At 70.2% G+C, this 19,064-nt stretch carries 15 protein-coding genes and 2 pseudogenes; 4 read left to right on the top strand and 13 right to left on the bottom strand.

Going from position 1 to position 19,064, the window contains the following annotated elements; all coding sequences use genetic code 11:
* Positions 1-13: 13 nt before the first annotated feature.
* Entirely contained in the window at positions 14-1,363 is a 1,350-nt protein-coding gene (locus BN4251_RS01850; RefSeq protein ID WP_245810152.1) for a lipopolysaccharide biosynthesis protein, read from the bottom strand.
* Positions 1,364-1,450: 87 nt separating this feature from the next.
* On the opposite strand from BN4251_RS01850, the gene BN4251_RS01845 reads away from it, so the two are divergent.
* A complete protein-coding gene (locus BN4251_RS01845; protein WP_087483471.1) occupies positions 1,451-3,031 on the top strand; it encodes an asparagine synthase-related protein in 1,581 nt (526 codons plus the stop codon).
* 66 nt (positions 3,032-3,097) lie between these two features.
* On the opposite strand, the gene BN4251_RS01840 is transcribed toward BN4251_RS01845, so the two are convergent.
* The 7 genes and pseudogenes from BN4251_RS01840 to BN4251_RS01810 form a co-directional block, all read right to left on the bottom strand.
* A complete protein-coding gene (locus BN4251_RS01840; RefSeq protein ID WP_087483470.1) occupies positions 3,098-4,102 on the bottom strand; it encodes a Gfo/Idh/MocA family protein in 1,005 nt (334 codons plus the stop codon).
* A gap of 2 nt (positions 4,103-4,104) precedes the next feature.
* The gene (locus BN4251_RS01835) at positions 4,105-5,196 is read right to left on the bottom strand and encodes a DegT/DnrJ/EryC1/StrS family aminotransferase (protein WP_425426174.1); all 1,092 of its coding nucleotides are present in this window, start codon (positions 5,194-5,196) and stop codon (positions 4,105-4,107) included.
* A gap of 14 nt (positions 5,197-5,210) precedes the next feature.
* Positions 5,211-5,897: an acyltransferase gene (locus BN4251_RS01830; RefSeq protein WP_087483468.1), complete on the bottom strand. Its 687-nt coding sequence runs from the start codon at positions 5,895-5,897 to the stop codon at positions 5,211-5,213.
* A gap of 32 nt (positions 5,898-5,929) precedes the next feature.
* Positions 5,930-7,045, bottom strand: a complete 1,116-nt coding sequence (locus tag BN4251_RS01825; protein ID WP_087483467.1) for an acyltransferase family protein — start codon at positions 7,043-7,045, stop codon at positions 5,930-5,932.
* The gene (gene purE / locus BN4251_RS01820; RefSeq protein WP_087483466.1) at positions 7,042-7,560 is read right to left on the bottom strand and encodes a 5-(carboxyamino)imidazole ribonucleotide mutase; all 519 of its coding nucleotides are present in this window, start codon (positions 7,558-7,560) and stop codon (positions 7,042-7,044) included. Before purE ends, BN4251_RS01825 begins: the two co-directional genes overlap by 4 nt.
* Complete coding sequence (locus BN4251_RS01815; protein WP_087483465.1) at positions 7,557-8,807, bottom strand: 5-(carboxyamino)imidazole ribonucleotide synthase; 1,251 nt, start codon at positions 8,805-8,807, stop codon at positions 7,557-7,559. Before BN4251_RS01815 ends, purE begins: the two co-directional genes overlap by 4 nt.
* Before the next feature lie 60 nt (positions 8,808-8,867).
* Positions 8,868-10,156, bottom strand: a pseudogene (locus BN4251_RS01810) (IS3 family transposase).
* A 220-nt stretch (positions 10,157-10,376) separates the two neighbouring features.
* Here BN4251_RS01810 and BN4251_RS18160 point away from each other — a divergent pair.
* The gene (locus BN4251_RS18160; protein ID WP_170931782.1) at positions 10,377-10,538 is read left to right on the top strand and encodes a hypothetical protein; all 162 of its coding nucleotides are present in this window, start codon (positions 10,377-10,379) and stop codon (positions 10,536-10,538) included.
* 390 nt (positions 10,539-10,928) lie between these two features.
* Here the strand turns inward: BN4251_RS18160 and BN4251_RS18950 are convergent.
* From BN4251_RS18950 to BN4251_RS01785, 5 genes and pseudogenes are all read right to left on the bottom strand, one after another.
* Positions 10,929-12,253 (bottom strand): annotated as a pseudogene (locus BN4251_RS18950) (ISL3 family transposase).
* 251 nt (positions 12,254-12,504) lie between these two features.
* Entirely contained in the window at positions 12,505-13,962 is a 1,458-nt protein-coding gene (locus BN4251_RS01800) for an ATP-binding protein (protein ID WP_087483464.1), read from the bottom strand.
* 3 nt (positions 13,963-13,965) lie between these two features.
* The gene (locus tag BN4251_RS01795) at positions 13,966-14,661 is read right to left on the bottom strand and encodes a response regulator transcription factor (protein WP_087483463.1); all 696 of its coding nucleotides are present in this window, start codon (positions 14,659-14,661) and stop codon (positions 13,966-13,968) included.
* A gap of 128 nt (positions 14,662-14,789) precedes the next feature.
* Positions 14,790-15,920 carry an adenylate/guanylate cyclase domain-containing protein gene (locus BN4251_RS01790; RefSeq protein WP_245810149.1) on the bottom strand — a complete coding sequence of 377 codons (1,131 nt, stop codon included), beginning with the start codon at positions 15,918-15,920 and terminating at the stop codon, positions 14,790-14,792.
* A 68-nt stretch (positions 15,921-15,988) separates the two neighbouring features.
* Positions 15,989-16,951, bottom strand: a complete 963-nt coding sequence (locus tag BN4251_RS01785) for a biotin--[acetyl-CoA-carboxylase] ligase (protein WP_170931781.1) — start codon at positions 16,949-16,951, stop codon at positions 15,989-15,991.
* Positions 16,952-17,107: 156 nt separating this feature from the next.
* Here BN4251_RS01785 and BN4251_RS01780 point away from each other — a divergent pair, with 156 nt between their 5' ends.
* Positions 17,108-18,697, top strand: coding sequence for an acyl-CoA carboxylase subunit beta (locus BN4251_RS01780; RefSeq protein WP_087483461.1), 1,590 nt, complete (start codon positions 17,108-17,110; stop codon positions 18,695-18,697).
* On the top strand, positions 18,694-18,984 hold the full coding sequence (locus BN4251_RS01775) for a hypothetical protein (protein WP_087483460.1): 291 nt from the start codon (positions 18,694-18,696) through the stop codon (positions 18,982-18,984). The genes BN4251_RS01780 and BN4251_RS01775 overlap by 4 nt, the downstream gene beginning before the upstream one ends.
* Positions 18,985-19,064 lie beyond the last annotated feature (80 nt).

Here is a 19,064-nt window from a genome sequence, read left to right as displayed (position 1 = left end):
CTGGCTCCTGGGGTCAGACGGCCGGCTGCGTGGGCTCGGGGTCGGTCTCGGGATCGGCATCCGTCGCATCGGGTCCCGACGGTCGCCTGCGATCGTAGCCGCGCGCCGCGAACAGGGACATCACCAGCATGATCACGAGCATCGCCGCCATCAGCAGTCCCAGCCAGAACACGGTGTCCAGCAGCGCGAGCGGCGAGAAGTACAGCAGCGAGAGCGGGGCGGCGCAGAAGATGATCGAGAACACGAGCATCCACTGCTGGTTCTCGGTGACCACGAAGACGGTGGAGATCGGGGAGGTCACCAGCTGCATGGCGAGCCAGGGCGTCAGGGCACGGGCGAAGTCGCCGGCCATATCCCACTGCGGCCCGAACACGAGAGTGAACAGCCACGGCGAGACCAGGTAGATCAGGCCGAAGGGGACGATCGCGATCAGCAGCGAGCGCAGGATCGTGGCACGCACCAGCGGCAGCATCTCCCCGGGACGGATCCGCGCGAGCTTCTGGAAGAACACCTGGGAGATGGCGCTGTTGATCAGACCGATCGGCACCTGCAGGATCCGCCAGGCGAGGTTGAACTGCCCCACCGCTCCCAGCGCCACGGTGCCGATCAGCAGGGTGATCCCGTTGACCCGCACGGAGTCCACCAGCGCCGTGGGCATGTTCAGCAGCGGCATCTTCTTGTACCGCTTGACCAGGTCGAGTCCGCTCGCGGTGCCCTCCGGGATCGGCTGGTACAGGGACTTCGCCCGCAGCCGCAGGTTCACGAAGGCGAAGGCCTGCCCGATCAGCGTGCCGAAGATCAGCCCCGGCAGGCTGCGCAGGCCCAGCAGGCCGAAGCCGAGCTGGCCCCCGGCGGAGCCGATCGCCTGCTGCACCCGGTTCACGGAGATGGTGCGGTAATCGGTGCGGCGGTTGTACCAGTACTGCATCATCGTCGCCTGCGCCACGAAGAACACCGTCAGCCCGCCCATCAGCAGCCACGAGGCGAGCTCGGGATCGTCGTACTGGGCGATCACCAGATCCCGCAGCGCGAAGGCGGCGACGGTGAACAGCCCGGCGACGATCAGATTGCTGACGGTGGCCACGCGCGCGATGCGGCGCGCCTCGTCGTCGTCCTCCGGGAGCATGATCGTCATGTCCAGGCGCATCGAGGCGATGGTGATGGCGATCGCCGTGAGGGAGCCGTAGACGGCGAACTGGCCGAAGGCCTCGGGGGTGAAGAGGCGGGCGGTGATCACCGAGACGCCCATCACCACGGCCTGCGCCATGGCGGTGCCGGTCAGCAGCACCATCACGTGGCGCAGTGTGGGGTACTTCCTGACCAGCTTCTCGACCCGTGCCCGGATCCCGGTGGCGGAGCCCAAGTCCGGACCACCTCGCGATCGGTATGCGTACGATGAACTGGCGGGTCACCTCGACTCGCGTCCCGGCGCGTCGCCCACGAGGAGCCCATGCTGACCGTCGTCCCGCATCTTAGTACACGGTGGACCGCCGTCGGCCGCGACGGATTCGTGCGCCTGGCCCCGGGCGCCGCGGTCCCCGCGGAGCTCACGGCCCAGGCCCTGCGCCGCGGCGGCGAGCTCTTCTCCGCCGTGCTGGTCACCGAGGACGAGATCCAGCTGCTGACCGATCACCTGCGCTCCTGGCCGCTGTTCTACGCGGTGCAGGGCGAGCAGGTGCACGTGGGCGAGGACGCCTTCGCCGTCGCCGACGCCCTGGGCGGCAGGCGGCTCGAGGCGGAGGCCGCCGCAGAGTTCCGCCACATCGGGTTCGTGCTCGGCGACCGCTCCCTGCTCGAGGGGGTGCGTCAGGTCCCCTCGGGCACCACGGTGCGCATCGACCGCCGCACCGGCGAGATCACGGCGCGGCTCGAGCGCCGCCTGCAGCTGCAGCGGCCCGGCTTCGAGGACATCCCCTCGTTCACGGCCGCCTTCGCCGCGGCGCTGGATGCTCAGATGCAGCGGCTCTACGAGCGGGCCGACGGTCGTGTGATCGCGCTGCCGCTCTCGGCCGGCCTCGACTCCCGCCTGCTCGCCGCGCTGCTGGCCCGCGACGGCTATCCGCGTGTCCAGACCTTCACCTACGGACTGCCGCGCAACGCGGAGGCGCGCGCCTCCGCCCGGATCGCCGAGAGCCTGGGCCTGCCCTGGCAGCAGGTCTCCCACACCCCGCAGCAGCTGCGCCAGGCCTGGACCGACCCGTCCACCGGGTCCTTCCTGCGCGAGGCCTCCTCCGGCGCCTCCCTCCCCCACGTCCAGGACTGGTACGCGATCCGGCGGCTCACCGCAGAGGGCACCCTGCCCCCGGGCAGCATCGTGATCCCGGGCCACACCGTGGTGAGCTCCGCGAAGGACGAGCCGCTGCGGCACGGCCGAGAGGTGACCCCGGCGGGCATCGTGCGGTGCCTCGAGCCCTGGCACTTCGCGCTGCGCTCGCAGTCCCGCCGGGCGGTGCGCCTGCCCTCGGTGGTCGAGGAGCTGCAGCGCTTCTTCACCGAGGTGCGCCTCGAGGACGCTCCCCGCGCGCGGATGGACGCCGTGCGCTGGTTCTGGCAGCGGGAGCGGCAGGCGAAGTACATCCTCCAGTCGATGCGCGGTTACGAGCACGCAGGGCTCGAGTGGGCGCTGCCGATGCACGAGCTGGGGGTGTGGGAAGTCTACGAGAGCGCCCCTGACGAGGCGATCTCCTCCCGTGAGTGGTACCGGGCGATGACCGAGGAGCTGTACGCGTCGGTCAGCGGGGAGCCGGCGCCCACCGCGGCGCCGCGCGCCCTCGAGCGCTCCCGGGCACGACGCACGGCCGCTGCCGTCGCCAAGAGCACCGGCATCCCGCAGCTGCGCTCGCGGCTGCGCACTGTCCGGGCCGTGGTGGATCACCCGCTCGGCTTCGATGCGCTGATCACCGGGGCATCGCCGCGCCGCATCGCCTGGCGCACCGCGGCCGGGATGACGCCGCTGGGCGAGTTCGCCGAGCAGTTCCTCGCCGACGAGTGGGTGCCGGGAAGCAGCCTGTTCGGCTCCTCCCACGAGTGACGGCGTCCCGCCGGCCGTGCGGCCGGTGGGACGCCGTGGGGTGCTCGTGGCGGAGCGTCTTCGAGGTCAGTCGAGGCTGACCACGGTGCCCTCGCGCGCGCTCTCGAGCACGGCCTCGACGGTGCGGACGGTGTGCAGGCCCTCGCGCATGGTCACGATGTTGGAGCCCTTGCCGAGGATCGCGTCTCGGAAGGCCTGGTGCTCGGTGGCCAGCGGCTCCTGGCGGTGCAGGGCGTAGGTGATCGAGTCGCCCTCGCTGACCCCTCGGAACGAGGCCATCGACTCCCAGAAGTTGGTCGCCGCCTCCGCGTTGGAGTGGAAGGTGAGGTCCGCGTTGAGGGTGTCGCCCACCAGGGCGCCCTTCTCGCCGGTAACCACGGTGACGCGCTCCTTGAAGGGGGTCAGCCAGTTCACCAGGTGGTTGGTGATGGTGCCGTCCTCGAGGCGTCCGGTGATCGAGACCATGTCCTCGTCCCTGCGGCCGGAGCGGCGGGTGGAGGTCGCCGCGACGGACGCGTACGGGGACTGGGCCACCCAGGCCGTGAGGTCGAGGTCGTGGGTGGCGAGGTCCTTGACCACGCCGACGTCGGCGATGCGGGCGGGGAACCCGCCCTGCCGGCGGGTGATGATCTGGTAGATCTCCCCCAGCTGCCCCTCGGCGATGCGCTTGCGCATCTCCTGCAGCGCCGGGTTGTAGCGCTCGATGTAGCCGACCGCGCCCACCAGGCCCGCCTTCTCGAACGCGGCGGTGATCTCCTCCGCCTCCCCGATGTCGAAGGCCAGCGGCTTCTCGACCAGGGTGTGGATCCCGGCCCCGGCCAGCGCCATCGCCACGTCCCGGTGGAACTGGGTGGGCACCGCGACCACCGCGTAGTCGATCCCCGCGGCGATCAGCGCCTCCACACCCGGCAGCACCTCCAGGCCCGGCGCGGCGCCATGCGGATCGCCGTGCGCATCGGCGACGGCGACCAGCTCGACATCCTCGAGGGAGCGGAGGTTGCGGGCATGGTGGCGACCCATCATGCCCAGACCGATCAGGCCCGCCCGCAGCGTCTTCTTCCTGCCCAGCATGCTCACGCCCCCGCCTTCGCCACAGTGTTCACCGCAGCCACGATCCGCTCACGATCCATATCCGTCAGGCTCGGATGCACCGGCAGCGACAGCACCTCGCGCGCCAGCATCTCCGTCACCGGCAGATCCACCTCGGTCCGGAACGTCGCCAGCCGGTGCACCGGCGTGGGGTAGTACACCCCGCACCCCACCAGATGCTCCTCCCGCAGCGCCGCCGCGAACGCATCCCGCTCCGTGGCCGAGGCACCCTCGATCCGGATCGTGTACTGGTGATACACATGCGAGGCCCCCTCGACCACCACCGGCGTCACCACCCCCTCGAGATGCGCATCGAAGAACGCCGCGTTCTCCTGCCGCGTCGCCGTCCACCCCGGCAGCCTGCCCAGCTGGACCCGACCGATCGCCGCATGGATATCGGTCATACGGTTGTTGTACCCCGCGACCTCGTTCGCGTACTGCGTCTCCATCCCCTGATTGCGCAGCAGCCGCACCTGACGAGCCGTCTCCGGCCGCGCGAGCGAGACCATCCCACCCTCGCCCGAGGTCATGTTCTTCGTCGGATACAGCGAGAACATCGCCCCATCCCCGAACGTTCCCACCTGCGCGCCCTGCCACATCGCCCCATGCGCCTGCGCCGCGTCCTCGAACACCCACAGACCATGCCGCTCAGCGATCGCCAGCAGCGCATCCATCGGCGCGGGATGCCCATACAGATGCACCGGCTGGATCCCCACCGTCCGCTCGGTGATCGCCGCCTCCACCGCCGCCGGATCCACCGTGAACGTGCGCGGATCCACATCCACGAACACCGGCGTCGCACCACTGACCACGACCGTGTTCGCCGTCGCCGCGAAGGTGAACGAGGGCACGATCACCTCATCGCCCGGGCCCAGACCCAGCGCCAGCATCCCCAGATGCTGACCCGAGGTGCCCGAATTCACCGCGACCACCTCACGGCCGCCCACCAGCGCCGCCGAGAACTCCTCCTCGAACGCCGCGACCTCCGGCCCCTGCGCCACCATCCCCGAGGCCAGCACGCGATCGACCGCGTCCCGCTCCTCCTGACCGATCAACGGCCTCGCCGGCGGGATCATCGTGAGTTCGCTGTTCATGCGGGAAGTCCATCCTGTGCGTCGGGGTCGGTGAGCGTGGCCGGGCGCGGTGCATCGGCCAGCGGCGAGGAGGCGAGCAGCAGCCCGCCGGTGGAGTCGTCGGGGACGTACCACTCCCCTGTCCTCGGGCAGACCCAGGCGTCGGTGCCGTCGGAGGCCGGGACGAGCTTCTCTCCCGAGCGTCCCACCCAGCCGAGCCGCCTCGCGGGCACTCCCGCGACGAGCGCGTGCGGGGGGACGTCCTTGACCACGGTGGCGCCCGCGGCGACCATCGCCCAGGCACCGATGGTGACGGGGGCGACGCACACGGCACGCGCTCCGATCGAGGCACCGGTCTCGCAGGTCACGCCGACCGGCTCCCAGTCGTTCGCGGACTTCGGGCTCAGGTCGGGGTTCACCGCACGGGGGAAGTGGTCGTTGGTGAACACGGCGGCGGGGCCGACGAAGACGCCGTCCGCCAGCACGGCCGGTTCGTACACCAGCGCGTAGTTCTGGACCTTGCAGCCATCGCCCATCTGCACGCCGGAGCCGATGTAGGCGCCGCGGCCGATCACGCAGCCGGTGCCGAGGCGGGCTCCTTCACGCACCTGGGCGAGGTGCCAGACGGAGCTGCCCTCCCCGATGGTCGCGTCCTCCGAGATGTCAGCCCCCGGGGCGACCCGGTAGGCGGGGGTTTCGCTCATGGGGGCGACGATACCGCGCCCGCACCCCGGGCTCAGGGACTCCCCGGGCGCGCCCCGCCGGTGGTGGTGTTCCTCTCCCGTGCGCGCGGGAACTCGAACAGCCAGCCCAGGCCCGGGCGGGCCGCGAGGGTGTGGGCGAGCAGCCCGGCGCCGAGGGCGAGCGCCGAGACCGCCGGAATCAGCAGCAGATCCGCCGTCCATGTGCCGTGCAGCGCCGCGTCGAGCGCGCTGCCGGGGTAGAGCACCACCACGGCGTTGAGCACCAGCGGATGGATCATGTAGATCTCGAGCGTGCGGCTGCCCACCAGGGAGCCGGCACGGGCGATCGGTGCGCTGCTCGCGGCACGGGGCAGCAGAGCCATCACGCCGAGCACTCCGGTGAGCGAGGCGGCGGCATGCAGCGCGCGCTCGAGCAGCGGGGCGTACTGGCCGAAGAACATGGTGGCGGTGACCACGGCGAAGAGGCCCAGGATCAGCAGGCCCCGCAGCGCCCCGATCCCGCCCACCAGGGCGATGATCCGGTCCCGCAGGACGAACCCGCCGAGGTACCACACCGCGTAGATCGTGAACCGGTAGAGCCCCTCGCTGACCAGTGCGGGGATCCACTCCTGGGTGAGCATCAGCATCTTCAGCGGCCAGGCCAGGAGGTAGACGGCGAGCGCTGCGGCAAGCAGCAGGCGGGGCCGGTCCCGGCCCAGCCGGGCGGCGAGGAAGAACACCGGCAGCACGGCGATGAACCAGTACGGTCCCATCACCACCAGGGTCGCCTCGGCCTGGCTGCGCATGTAGCCCACCGGGTCCTCGGGGGCGTAGCGGGTCCACGCGGTCACGGCGAAGACGGCGCTCCACAGCAGGTAGGGCCATGCCATGTCCAGGATCCGCGGGCGCACCACCCGGGCGAACGGCCGGTGCACGGCGCGCACCGCGAACATGCCCGAGATCAGGAAGAACAGGTTCATCGGGATCGGCGCCAGCATGATGTTGACGGACGACCACCAGTAGCCGGCCGCGCCGCCGTCCCGGGGAAGCAGGTCGTATCCGGCGCCCGAGGCCACGTGGTAGACCACCACGAGCACGATCGCCGCGGCGCGGGCGAGATCGAGCCAGGCGATCCGTCCCGTCGGCGCGGCGGGGGCGGAGGAGCTCACCGGCTCTCTCGCAGCTTCTCCCCTTTGGCAAGAGCGATCTGGCGCAGCTCCGCCTGGAACGCGATCATCCGCTCGCGCAGCGCGGCGGCCTCGGGGTCCCCGCCGGCGGCGAGGATGCGGGCGGCCATCAGCCCTGCGTTCCGGGCCCCGCCGATCGAGACGGTCGCGACCGGCACGCCGGCCGGCATCTGCACGATCGAGAGCAGGGAGTCGATGCCGTCGAGGTGCTTGAGCGGCACCGGCACCCCGATCACGGGCAGCGGGGTGAGGGAGGCGAGCATGCCGGGCAGGTGGGCGGCGCCGCCGGCTCCGGCGATCACCACGCGCAGTCCGCGCTCGGCGGCGCCGCGGCCCCAGGCGACCATGTCCTCGGGCATGCGGTGCGCGGAGATCACCTCGACCGAGGCGCTGAGGTCGAACTCGGCGAGCGCCTCCTCGGCGGCCTTCATCACCGGGTAGTCGGAGTCCGACCCCATCACGATGCCCACCCTCGGGTGTGCGGTGCTCTCGGTCATCGGTGTCCTCCGGGGGTGGTGGGTGCGGGCTGGGGCGGTCCGTCGATGATCAGGCGCTCGGCGCGATGGGCACGTTCGAGCAGTGCGGCGGGATCGTCGCCGACGAGGGTGACGTGGCCGATCTTTCGGCCGGGACGTACTGACTTGCCGTAGAGGTGGATCTTCAGCGCCGGATCGGCGGCGAGCGCGGCATGCGCTCCGGGGGCGAGGTCCTCGGCGATGCCGCCGAGCAGGTTCACCATCACGGCCGCGGGGGCGATCGGGTCGGTGGCCCCGAGCGGCAGATCCGCGACGGCGCGCAGGTGCTGCTCGAACTGTCCGGTCACGGCGCCGTCCATGGACCAGTGCCCGGTGTTGTGGGGGCGCATGGCCAGCTCGTTGACGAGCACCTGGCCGTCCGCGGTCTCGAACAGCTCGACGGCGAGCATCCCGGTGACGTCGAGGTCCTCGGCGATCGCGAGGGCCAGGGCCTGGATCCGCTGCTGGCTCTCCGCATCGAGATCGGGGGCGGGGGCGACGACCTCGTAGCAGACCCCGTCCTTCTGCACCGACTGCACCACGGGGTAGGCGATCGCCTCTCCTCCGGGGCGACGGGCGACCTGGGCGGAGAGCTCGCGGGTGAAGGGCACGAGCTCCTCGGCGAGCAGCTCGCCGTGCGCTTCAAGCCAGTCCTCGCCCTGCGCGGCGTCCTCGATGAGTCGCACGCCGTGGGCGTCGTACCCGCCGCGCGGGGTCTTGACCACGATCCGGCCGCCGGACTTGGACAGCGCGTGCTCGAGCGCGGCGGCGGACCCGATCCGCCACCATCGCGGGCACGGATGACCGAGGGCCGTGAGCCGCTCGCGCATGACGAGCTTGTCCTGAGCGTGAGCGAGGGCGGCCGACCCGGGTCGAACCGCGGCGATGGCGTCACGTTCGATCCCCTCGAGGATCGCGGTGGGAACGTGCTCGTGGTCGAAGGTGAGGGCGTCGACCGCTCCGGCGAATTCCCGCACGGCCGTCTCGTCGTCGTGGCGTCCGAACTGCATTACGGCGGCGACGGCGGCGGCGCTCTCGGCCGAATCTATGGCGAGCACCTCGAGCTCGAGGCCCAGTTCGATTGCGGGACCGAGCATCATACGGGCAAGCTGGCCCGCGCCGACAACCCCGATCCGGCGGGCGGGCGCCCCCTCGGGAGCGGCGGGGCTGGTCGGGGCAGGGCGGGGTCGCAGACACGACCGCCAGTCTAACGAAGCCTCCGCCTCCATGGCTCACTGGCACCGGACAGCGTCATAGCGCCGAAGTGAATCGGCCCGGGTTCTCTGCCGCTACTTTGCGGGTTCGGGCTCTCGGGTGAGGGCCTCGTAGTGGAGCGTCTCGAACTCTATCGGGGTGAGCATCCCGAGCGAGCCGTGGAGGCGCCTGTTGTTATACCAGTCGACCCACCCGGAGGTCGCGTACTCGACGTCTGCGAGGGTCCGATAGGGGCCGGTGTGGAAGACGGTGGTGCGGATGCACTCGGTCCTGAAGAGCCCGTTCACGGTCTCCATCAGGGCGTTGTCATAGGCATCGCCGACGGTCCCGATCGACGGGGAGATGCCCTCGAGCGCGAGATGCTCGGTCAGCCGAATCGCTGTGTATTGAGACCCTGCATCGCTGTGATGGGCAAAACCCCCTGGTGAGACGGGCTTTCCTTCCCGTTCGCGTTGCCAGAGCGCGATCCGCAGCGGGGTCATGACCAGGTCGACCTTTTTGCTCGCGCTGGCGTGCCAGCCCACGATCCGCTGAGCGAAGACGTCCACGACGAACGCGACATAGACGAACCCCGCCCAGGTGCGAAATTAGGTGAAGTCGGTAACCCAGACCAGGTTCGGAGCCGCCGCGGTGAAGCCACGGTTCAGCAGGTCACCGGCACGTTTCCCGTCCGGATCAGGGATGGTGGTGCGCAGCTTCTTCGCCCGCCGAACACCTTCAAGCCCGAGGGTCCTCATCGCTCGGTCCACCGCACCGCGAGACGTGGCGGTGAGACCAGCCTGGCGGCGGAGCAGGGCGACCCACTTCCGTCGCCCGTAGAGACCCTCGGGAGTCATCTGGACCAGTCCAGTGGCCTCGTTGACCTTCTAGGCCAGGGCACGGATCTGGTCTTCGACCAGGGCATCTGTGACGGTGCGGGCTGTGATTCGGGCCGGGCTCTTCCAAGACCGGTAGGTCCTTGCAGCGATCCTCAGGCCCTGTTGGCGCAGGACGCGGAGGATCGACTCGACTGCGAAACCCTCGGCTCTCATCTCGTCGATGAACGCGATGATCAGCGGTTGCGGGGGTCGAGCTCCCCCGCGAAGAAAATCGACGCCTTCCGGAGAATCTCGTTATCCTCCCGCAACCGCCGGTTCTCGGCCTTCAAGCGCTTGACCTCGGCGGACTCCTTACTGGTGACGCCGGGGCGGGTGCCGTCGTCGACGCCAGCCTGGGCCAGCCACCGTCTCACGGACTCCTTCGAGACGCCTTCCTGGCGGGCGACCGCGACCAATGCGGCGAACCGGGAGGGGTACTCCTGCTGGTGCTCTCGCACGAGGCGCACGCACCTCGCGCGCAGCTGGGGATCGATCTTCTTCGGCATGCTGTCCATCCTTCCGGACTCAAACAGCAGCGGCATCAAACCTGGGCCGATTCAGAGTGTCAGAACTTCCATCTTCGGGAGACCTCGACGTCTATCCCGGCACCGACGCGCCCACCCCACGCCCCACCGCTACCCCCTAATCTGGGAAGAGCCACTCAACTCTCCGGACACCATCCCACTTGCTCGATAGGGTGGCTGGAGAACCGAGAGGAGAGAGCAAATGGATCCACTGACCTTACTCGCTCTGACCGCTCTCGCAATAGCGGTCACGGGCTACATCGTCTATCTAGCCGTGCGCCGAGGAGTCCGCGATGGGCTCAAGGATCGAGACGCCGAACGTGCACAGGAGCAGACCGAACCGGAGGTGCAAAAGAAGGACTGATCAGGCTCTTCCGGACGTGCCATTGATTTTTACGGGCTCTTGCAAGATTCTGGTCAGCGTGCGCAGGGTGGTGCGACATGGGGCCAACGAGGACCTCGCAAAACGACGTACGACGTCGTCAGCCTGATGAGGGGACCGCAAGGCGACCGCGTCTTCATAGCTTCTGCGGGTGCCCTTGGACGGCTGCAACTCCCGACAAGGAGTCCAGTCATCAGGACCACAACTCGAACAAGCAAGATCCGCACACTGGTGGCCGCCTCGGCCGCCGTTCTTGTTTCGCTCGTCCTCACACAACCTGCGATGGCAGAGGTCAAGAAGAGCGATCCGGACGCGTTCTTCGTAGCTGTTGAGGAGTATCAGAGAGCTCATCCCACGGACTATGAGGGCTCTTCAGAGTTGAGTGTGGGGTGAGGCGTCGAGGCCGCCGGTGATGAGGAGCATTCGGAGGCGGTAGTGCTCGAAATTCCGGAAGCCGCGGGCGATGCGGCGGCCGAGCTCGATGATCCCGTTGACGGCCTCTGTCCCGCCGTTGCTCGCGCCGTCGGTGTCGAAGTAGGCCAGGAACGCTGTATTCCATCGACTCAGCGTCTTCTCGAGCCGTGCGATCTCGGGGATCGGGCAGGAGGGGAGCGTGTCGATGAGGCGCTGGGCGATCTGGCAGCCTCGTGCGGGTGTGGGCCGGTGGAACACTTCGCGGAGGCCCTGGGTGAATTGGTCGGCGACCTCGACCGCGAGGCCTGCGGGAGGTGCGGCGAACGCGGTCTCCATTCGTGCCTGCTGACGAATGCTCAGCCGGTCCCTGCCGGCGTGCAGGAAGTGGCGGATCCCGTAGAGAGGATCACCCGTCCGGTCGCGATGGCCCAGGGTCTCCTGCTGGATCCGGCAGCGGATGTCATCGACCGCGGCCCCCGCGCTTGACGATGTGGAAAGCGTCCATCACGCAGGTCGCGTCCTCAAGCCGGTCATCGATCGCGTTCTTGTATCCCTGGGACGGGTCGAGCGTCGCGATCTTGATCCCCTGGCGGAACGACTCGTCCAGCTCGTCCGCCCAGTTGCGGCAGCCCATCCCGAATCTACCCGGGACCAGGTCCAACAGCCTCGCCATGGGGTGGGTGCCGCGAGTCACGTCGACCATCCCGGCGAGTTCCTTCGGGCCTCGCCGGCGCGGGTCACGGTGGTGCCAGATGTGCTCGTCCACGCCCAGAGCCTCCACGCCCCTCGAATCGGGCAGGGCCCGCCGTGGCCCGCGCGAGGATGGGCTGGACCTGGGACCAGAGCGTGTTCCAGGTCGTCCCGAGCTGCTTGGCCAGGACGTGGATCGTTACGCCCTCGTGGCACAGCTGTCTGATCGCCCATGGGAACGCGCGAGTGCTGAGCAGACCCCGCAGCGCGTGGGCGTCTGGGTCCTGCTTGAGGAACGAGACCACCTCGCAGAGCTCCTCGCGGCAGATCCAGCGACGCTTGTGCCACCGGATCAGTACTGGCCTGCCGGCCCAGGGCGCGTCGACCGGCCGGGTCATGATCCGGCCGTGACCAGTTGCGATGACACCACATCCCGGGCAACCCGCCACTGCGTCGCAGGACTCGACCTCGAGGACCAGGTCCGGCTTCACGTTCGTGACCTCGACGAGGTGCAGGCCGGAGAAGTCAAGGGGAAGATCGCGGTTTCAACAGCGGTCGAGCACGTCGGGGCACGGGCAACTATGGTGATGCATCGTCGAAATCCTTGGTGCGAGCAGAGGTAAGAGTTCGCTCATCATCGAGGACCTCGACGTCTATCCGCAGCCACCCAGCACCACCGGCGCGCCCACACTCAATTCTGAAGAGCCGCCATATGGCTGTCCTGAATCGGCGATTCACACCTCTTTGAGCGGTTTCGAACAAACGCTTGATCAGGATCGGCGCTCGGAACTGTAACGAGCGAGTCCTCGCCGAGCAGCATCGACGCATGACACGTTTCACTACCTCAGCGCGGACGCGGGCGGCGCCGCACCACGGACCCCTGGGGCAGGGAGTCGAGGTCGTCGCCGCCGGAGTCGGCGCGCGGTGCGTCGCCGCCGGACATGTCGGCGCGGCGCGTGCTGCCGCTCTTGGCGAAGCGCCCGCCGCGGGTGTCCCGGGACGGGCGGGGGCTGCGGCCGGTCCCGACCACGTCGTAGTCCTCCACCTCGGTGTCCCCGGGCGCGGAGATGAGGAACACACCGAACGTCGTGGGGTTCTCGGTGAGCAGCTCGAGCCGCCCGCCGTCGTCCTCGACCAGGGTGCGGGCCAGCGCCAGGCCCACGCCGGTGCCGCTCGAGCCGCTGCCGGAGACCGAGCGCTCGAAGATGCTCGAGCCGAGCTCCGGCTCGATGCCGCCGCCCTCGTCGGAGACCTCGACTACGGTCGAGTGGTCGTTGCGGCGCACCTTGACGGTGGTGCGGCCCGCGCCGTGGGCGAGGGCGTTCTCGATCAGGGTCGCGATCACCTGGGTGAGCGGGCCGTTGGATCCCCAGACGGCGGCGCTGCGCGGCACCTGCACGCGCAGCTCGCGGTGGGCGCGGCGGTAGGCGGGCGACCACTCCTCGCTCTGCTGGGTGAGCACGTGGCGCAGCTCGACCACGCCGGGGGTGCGGCGCTGGGAGGAGCGCGGGGCGTTGATGAGGTCGTGCACCACCTCGGTGAGCCGGTCGATCTGCTCGAGCGAGATGCGGGCCTCCTCGCGCACCCATTCCTCGGAGCTGGTCGCGAGGATCTCGTCCAGCCGCATGGACAGCGCGGTCAGGGGCGTGCGCAGCTGGTGGGAGGCGTCGGAGGCGAGCCGGCTCTCCGCCTCGAGCCGTTCGTTGAGCATGGCGCCGGAGCGGGCGAGCTCCTCGGCGACGTCGTCGATCTCGGCGATCCCCGAGGGGTACCAGGGGCCGCGGGAGCGACCGGCGCCCATCTCCTCGGCGCGGCGCGAGAGGCGGGCCAGCGGCAGCGAGATGCGCTGGGCCTGCCACAGCGCGACGGAGACGCCGATCGACAGCGCGGCGAGACCCGCCACGGTGATCAGCACCCAGGCGCTCGCGGTGTGGGCGCGCACGTCCCTTTCAGGGATGTACACCGCGATCGACTGGCCGGAGGCACCGTTGGTGTTCCTATTCACCGGCTTCTGACCCGGGGGGTCACCGACCGCGGTGGTGGTGCCCTCGTAAGTGACCGAGATCGCGATGTTCAGGTCCGTCTGCGCATCGACGTGGCGCTGCAGCTGCGCCTCGTCGATCTCCCCGCCTTCCTGGATACGGGCATCGGTGTCGACGCGCACCGCGTCGAGGATCGAGGTGGCCTGGTTGCTGAGGTTCTGCTCGACGAGCTGCAGCCACGAGATGCCCAGCGGGATGCCGAGCATGAGCACGGCCAGCAGCACGGTGATGATGGTGGCCTGCAGCACGCGCTGCCTCACCGGTCAGCTCTCCGTGCCGGTCTCGAAGCGGAAGCCCACTCCCCTCACCGTGGTGATCCGGCGGGGATCGGTGGCGTCGTCGCCGAGCTTGCGGCGCAGCCAGGAGACGTGCATGTCCAGGGTCTTGGTGGAGCCCCACCATTCGGCGCCCCACACCTCGCGCATCAGGTCATCGCGGGTGACCACGCTGCCGGACTCGCGCACCAGCACGGTCAGCAGGTCGTACTCCTTCGCGGAGAGGCTCAGCTCCTCGCCGTCGGCGTAGGCGCGGCGCGCGGAGACGTCGAGCATCACACCGTTGACGTCGTAGCTGTCGCCGGACTCCTCCGTGGCCTGGGAGCGCCGCATCAGGGCGCGGATGCGCGCCTGCAGCTCGCCGAGACGGAAGGGCTTGGTGACGTAGTCGTCCGCGCCGGCGTCCAGGCCGACCACCGCGTCGACCTCGTCGGCGCGGGCGGTGAGGATCAGGATCGGGCACTCGAGCCCGCCCTTGCGCAGGCGCCGCGCGACCTCGAGGCCGTCGAGGTCGGGCAGGCCGAGGTCGAGGATGACCAGGTCGATCGGGTCCGGCCCCGCCGCGATCGACAGCGCGTCCATCCCTCGCGATGCACGCGTGACGGTGTAGCCCTCCCGGTCCAGCGCGCGGGAGAGGGGTTCAGCGATGGCCGAGTCGTCCTCGACGAGTAGCAGTCGTGTCACGCGATCCATCCTACGTCGGTGCCTGCAGGGACCGCCCGATCCGGTGAGGGGCCGGGCTCTTCTCCATCATCACAGGTCCGCCGTCGCGGCGGTGGGCGGAGGTCCTCCGCGCGCCGCGGCCGGCTCGGTCACAGGCCCAGATCGAGCGGTGCCGAGCGGTCGCGCCGCATCTCCTGGACGTGCACGGTGCCGATCCCGTGGAGCTCGACGTCGTCTCCCTCGGCGAGCGCGAATCCGCCCGGCATCGCCTGCGCGACGGCGTCGGCGGTGTCGGAGTCGACCAGCACGGCGCCGGGCCGGGCCACGGACTCCATGCGGGCGGCGAGGTTGACGGTGGGACCGAAGACGTCGCCGTATCGGGAGAACATCGACCCCCAGGCCAGGCCCACCCGCACCGGTGGGAGGTCCGGGGACTCCGTGATCATCTCGGCGAGGCTGACGGCGATCTGGGCGCCGTCCTCGGGCGTGTCGGCGAGGAACATGATCTCGTCGCCGACGGTCTTGACCACGCGGCCGCCGCCCACGGAGATGATGTCGCGGCTGACCGACTCGAAGCGGCCCACCATGTCCGCCAGCTCCGCGCCGGGCAGGTCCTGGGCGAGCCGGGTGAACTGCACCAGATCGGCGAAGCCGACGGCCCGCTGCAGCGGGAACAGCTCGTCGGTGTCGCGGTGGAGCACCTCGCTGCCGGCCCGGGCGGCATAGGCGGCCAGCTGCCGCCGGAAGGCGAACATCACCTGGGACTCGAAGATCTCCAGCAGCTCGGGGATGGAGTCCAGCATCTGCTGGCGCGCCTGGGCGTCGTCGAGGCCGTCGGCGTACTTCGCCTCGTCCACCAGCGCCTCGGTGATCCACATGGCCAGCCGGCCCATGTGGAAGCCGAGGCCGCGGGAGATGCTCGAGAAGGCGCGCTCGGTGATCACGCCCTCCTCGACGATCGCGGCGAGGTCGCCGATCGCGTAGGCGTCCTCCTCGGTGAAGACCACCGTGTCCTCGTCCACCGGGGTGAAGCCCAGCGAGCGCCAGTACACGGAGGTGAGGCGCTCGGGGATGTCCTGCTGCTCGGCGAGGTCGCGCCGGGAGTACTTGCGCGGTCCCTGCAGCAGCACCTTCTCGAGCGCGCCCACGCTGCGGCGCACCGCGGCGAAGCGCTTGTTCAGGTCGAGGATCTCGCTCTCGTCCAGGGAGGCCGCTCCCGCCGCGGCCTCCGAGAGGTCGGGCAGCTCCGTGGTCTCCACCGGGACGGAGTCCTGCGGCACGGATGGCTCCCGAGCGGGGGTGCTCCCCTCCCGGGCTGCGGCGCGCTCCAGGTCTTCCATGCCTCCGGTCACGTGACGTGCTCCTCCTGCTCGATGTCCGACGCCCCATCCTCCGGGGTGCCGGCGGTCGCCTCCGGCCGCAGGTGCCTCACGTCGCCGACGTCCACGGCCCTGCGGCCGTCGCCCTCGAGGTCGACGACCAGCCTGCCGTGCTCGTCGATCTCTCGCGCAAGGCCCGACCAGGAACGAGGAGGGTCCCCGCCACCGGCCCGGCGTCCCAACGGATCGATCCGCACCCTGCGCCCCAGTGTGAGGCACGTCATAGTGTACCGGTCGCGCACTCCCGCGCGGACGGCGTCTCCCTGAACGGACTCGAGGCGCTCCAGCTCCTCGCGCAGGGTCGTGACCAGCGCAGTCTCGAGGGACTCGCGCAGCACCTCCCCCGTGGACGGGCCCTCGGGCGGCGCGGGCGGTCCGTCGTCCTCGCACAGCCCGTCCTCTCCGCGCAGCCACGCAGCGCCGGGCACGACGCCGCCGTCGGCCGGGGAGAGGGGCGCGCGCAGGTTCAGGCCGATCCCCACCAGCACGTGCTCGGCACCGCGGCCCTCGACCAGGATCCCGCCGAGCTTGCGCCCGTCGGGAGTGTGCAGATCATTGGGCCATTTCAGCCCGACCTGCGCGGGGGCGAGCCGCCCTGTCACCTCGGTGAGCGCCCGCACCGCAGAGAGGCCCGCGACCAGCGGGATCCAGCCCCGGCGGGTGGGGTCCAGGGCGGTGCGGTGGACATAGGTGCACGAGAGGCTCGCACCCTCGGGGCTCTCGAAGGGGCGTCCCAGCCGCCCCCTGCCGGAGGTCTGGCGCCGCGCGGTGACGGCGAAGGGCGCGGGCGTCCCCTGCTGCAGGCGCCGGGAGGCCTCGTCCTGGGTGGAGGTGACGGCGCCGAGGCGGAGGATCCGCGGAGCGAGGGGGTGCGGTGAAGCGCCCATGAGGTCCGTGCTGTCCTTGCCGTCGCTGCCGTCCGTGCCGTCCATGCGTCTCCCGTCCTGCCTCGTGCGCCGTTGTTCTCTCCCCCACGGTCGCGCGCGCCGTCGAGGGACGGGGCGGCCGTCGTCGGACCTGCGTAGCGTAGTATCCCGGTGTCCATCCGCCGTATGACCACGCGGCCCAGCAGGCCGCAAGGAGGCCCCGTGACCGACGCCCCGCGGCCGCTCACCACCGCTCAGCGACTCGAGGACCTGCGCGAGCGTGACGCCGCCGCGGTCTCCGCGGCAGACGAGCTGGCGGTCCAGAAGCAGCATGCCCGAGGGAAGAAGACGGCCCGGGAGCGGATCACCGACCTGCTGGACGACGGCTCGTTCGTGGAGACCGATCGGTTCGTGCGCCATCAGGCGCGCAGCTTCGGCATCGACCGCAAGCGCCCCGACGGCGACGGCATCGTCACCGGCTACGGCACCATCGACGGCCGCCAGGTGTGCGTCTACTCCCAGGACTTCACGGTCTTCGGCGGGTCGCTCGGCGAGGCGCACGGCCGCAAGATCCAGAAGATCCAGGACCTCGCGCTGAGCACCGGGGTGCCGATCATCGGCATCCTCGACGGCGGCGGCGCGCGCATCCAGGAGGGTGTCGCCTCGCTCGCGATGTTCGCCGGGATCTTCAAGCGCAACACCCGCGCCTCCGGCGTGATCCCGCAGATCTCCCTGATCATGGGGCCGGCCGCGGGCGGCGCCGTCTACTCCCCCGCGCTGACCGACATCATCGTGATGGTCGAGAAGACCTCGCACATGTTCATCACCGGGCCCGACGTGATCCGCACCGTCACGGGTGAGGACGTCGGCTTCGAGGAGCTGGGCGGCGCCCGCACCCATTCCTCCCGCTCCGGGGTCGCGCACTACATGGCGCCCGACGAGGCCGAGGCGATCGAGTACGTCAAGGACCTGCTGAGCTACCTGCCCTCGAACACGCTGAGCCCCGCGCCCTCTTTCCCGGTCCCCTTCGACCAGGACCCCACCCCGGCCGACACCGCCCTGGACACGCTGGTCCCGGACTCCCCCAACCAGCCCTACGACATGCTCTCGGTGCTGCGGGCGGTGCTGGACGACGAGGAGTTCCTCGAGGTCCAGCCGCTGTTCGCGCAGAACATCATGGTGGGCTTCGGCCGCGTCGAGGGCTACAGCGTGGGCATCATCGCCAACCAGCCCTCGCATCTGGCCGGCACCCTCGACATCGACGCCTCCGAGAAGGCCGCGCGCTTCGTGCGCCTGTGCGATGCCAACAACATCCCGGTACTGACCTTCGTGGACGTGCCCGGCTTCCTGCCCGGCACCGATCAGGAGTACGGCGGCATCATCCGTCGCGGCGCGAAACTGCTGTACGCCTACGCCGAGGCGACGGTCCCTCTGATCACCGTGATCACGCGCAAGGCCTACGGCGGTGCCTACATCGTGATGGGCTCCAAGGAGCTCGGGGCGGACATCAACCTCGCCTGGCCCACCGCCCAGATCGCGGTGATGGGCTCCCAGGGTGCGGTGAACATCCTCCACCGCGGCGATCTGCGCAGGGTCGCCGAGGAGGGCGGGGACGTCGAGGCCCAGCGCGCGCAGTTCCAGGCGGAGTACGAGGAGCAGTTCGCCACCCCGTACACCGCCGCCGAGCGCGGCTGGATCGACGGCGTGATCCGCCCGGCGGACACCCGCCTGGAGATCGCCCGGGCGCTGCGCGCGCTGCGCACCAAGCGCGACACCCTGCCCACCAAGAAGCACGGGAACATCCCGCTGTGAGCGCGGTCGAGGACACGGCCCCGGCGCAGCCCGGGCCGGAGCCTGCGGTGCGCACCTCGGATGTGCGCCTCGTGCAGGGATATCTGCGCGATGACGAGCTGGCCGCGATCGCGGTGGTGGTCTCCGCCATGAGCGTCACCAGCCGGCTCGAGGCGGAGGAGCGCCTGCTCGCCGAGGGTCGGGGGCCGGGTGCTGGGGCGTGGAGCGATCCGGTCCACTGCCATCCGCGGGCGCACGGACTGCGCGGCATGGCGTCGGCCACCGCCTGGCAGTTCTCCGACCGCTGAACCCCGCTCGGGCCCTGCTGGACTTCTCCCGGGACGTTCCGCAGCGCCCGGCCGCGTGCGCCGTGAGCACCGTCCCCGCA

Origin of the sequence: Brachybacterium massiliense (assembly GCF_900184245.1) — a bacterium.
Classification (GTDB): Bacteria; Actinomycetota; Actinomycetes; order Actinomycetales; family Dermabacteraceae; genus Brachybacterium; species Brachybacterium massiliense.
Note: the sequence above shows the minus strand (reverse complement) of the source record. Positions and strands in the feature narration are given on the sequence as shown.

Bases quoted from the DNA above. Each gene is read 5' to 3' on its own strand.
- BN4251_RS01840 (WP_087483470.1), bottom strand. From the start codon at position 4,102: ATGCTGGGCAGGAAGAAGACGCTGCGGGCGGGCCTGATCGGTCTGGGC.
- BN4251_RS01830 (WP_087483468.1), bottom strand. From the start codon at position 5,897: ATGAGCGAAACCCCCGCCTACCGGGTCGCCCCGGGGGCTGACATCTCG.
- BN4251_RS01845 (WP_087483471.1), top strand. From the start codon at position 1,451: ATGCTGACCGTCGTCCCGCATCTTAGTACACGGTGGACCGCCGTCGGC.
- BN4251_RS01785 (WP_170931781.1), bottom strand. From the start codon at position 16,951: ATGGACGGCACGGACGGCAGCGACGGCAAGGACAGCACGGACCTCATG.
- purE (WP_087483466.1), bottom strand. From the start codon at position 7,560: ATGACCGAGAGCACCGCACACCCGAGGGTGGGCATCGTGATGGGGTCG.
- BN4251_RS01835 (WP_425426174.1), bottom strand. From the start codon at position 5,196: ATGATCCCGCCGGCGAGGCCGTTGATCGGTCAGGAGGAGCGGGACGCG.
- BN4251_RS01815 (WP_087483465.1), bottom strand. From the start codon at position 8,807: ATGGAGGCGGAGGCTTCGTTAGACTGGCGGTCGTGTCTGCGACCCCGC.
- BN4251_RS18160 (WP_170931782.1), top strand. From the start codon at position 10,377: ATGGATCCACTGACCTTACTCGCTCTGACCGCTCTCGCAATAGCGGTC.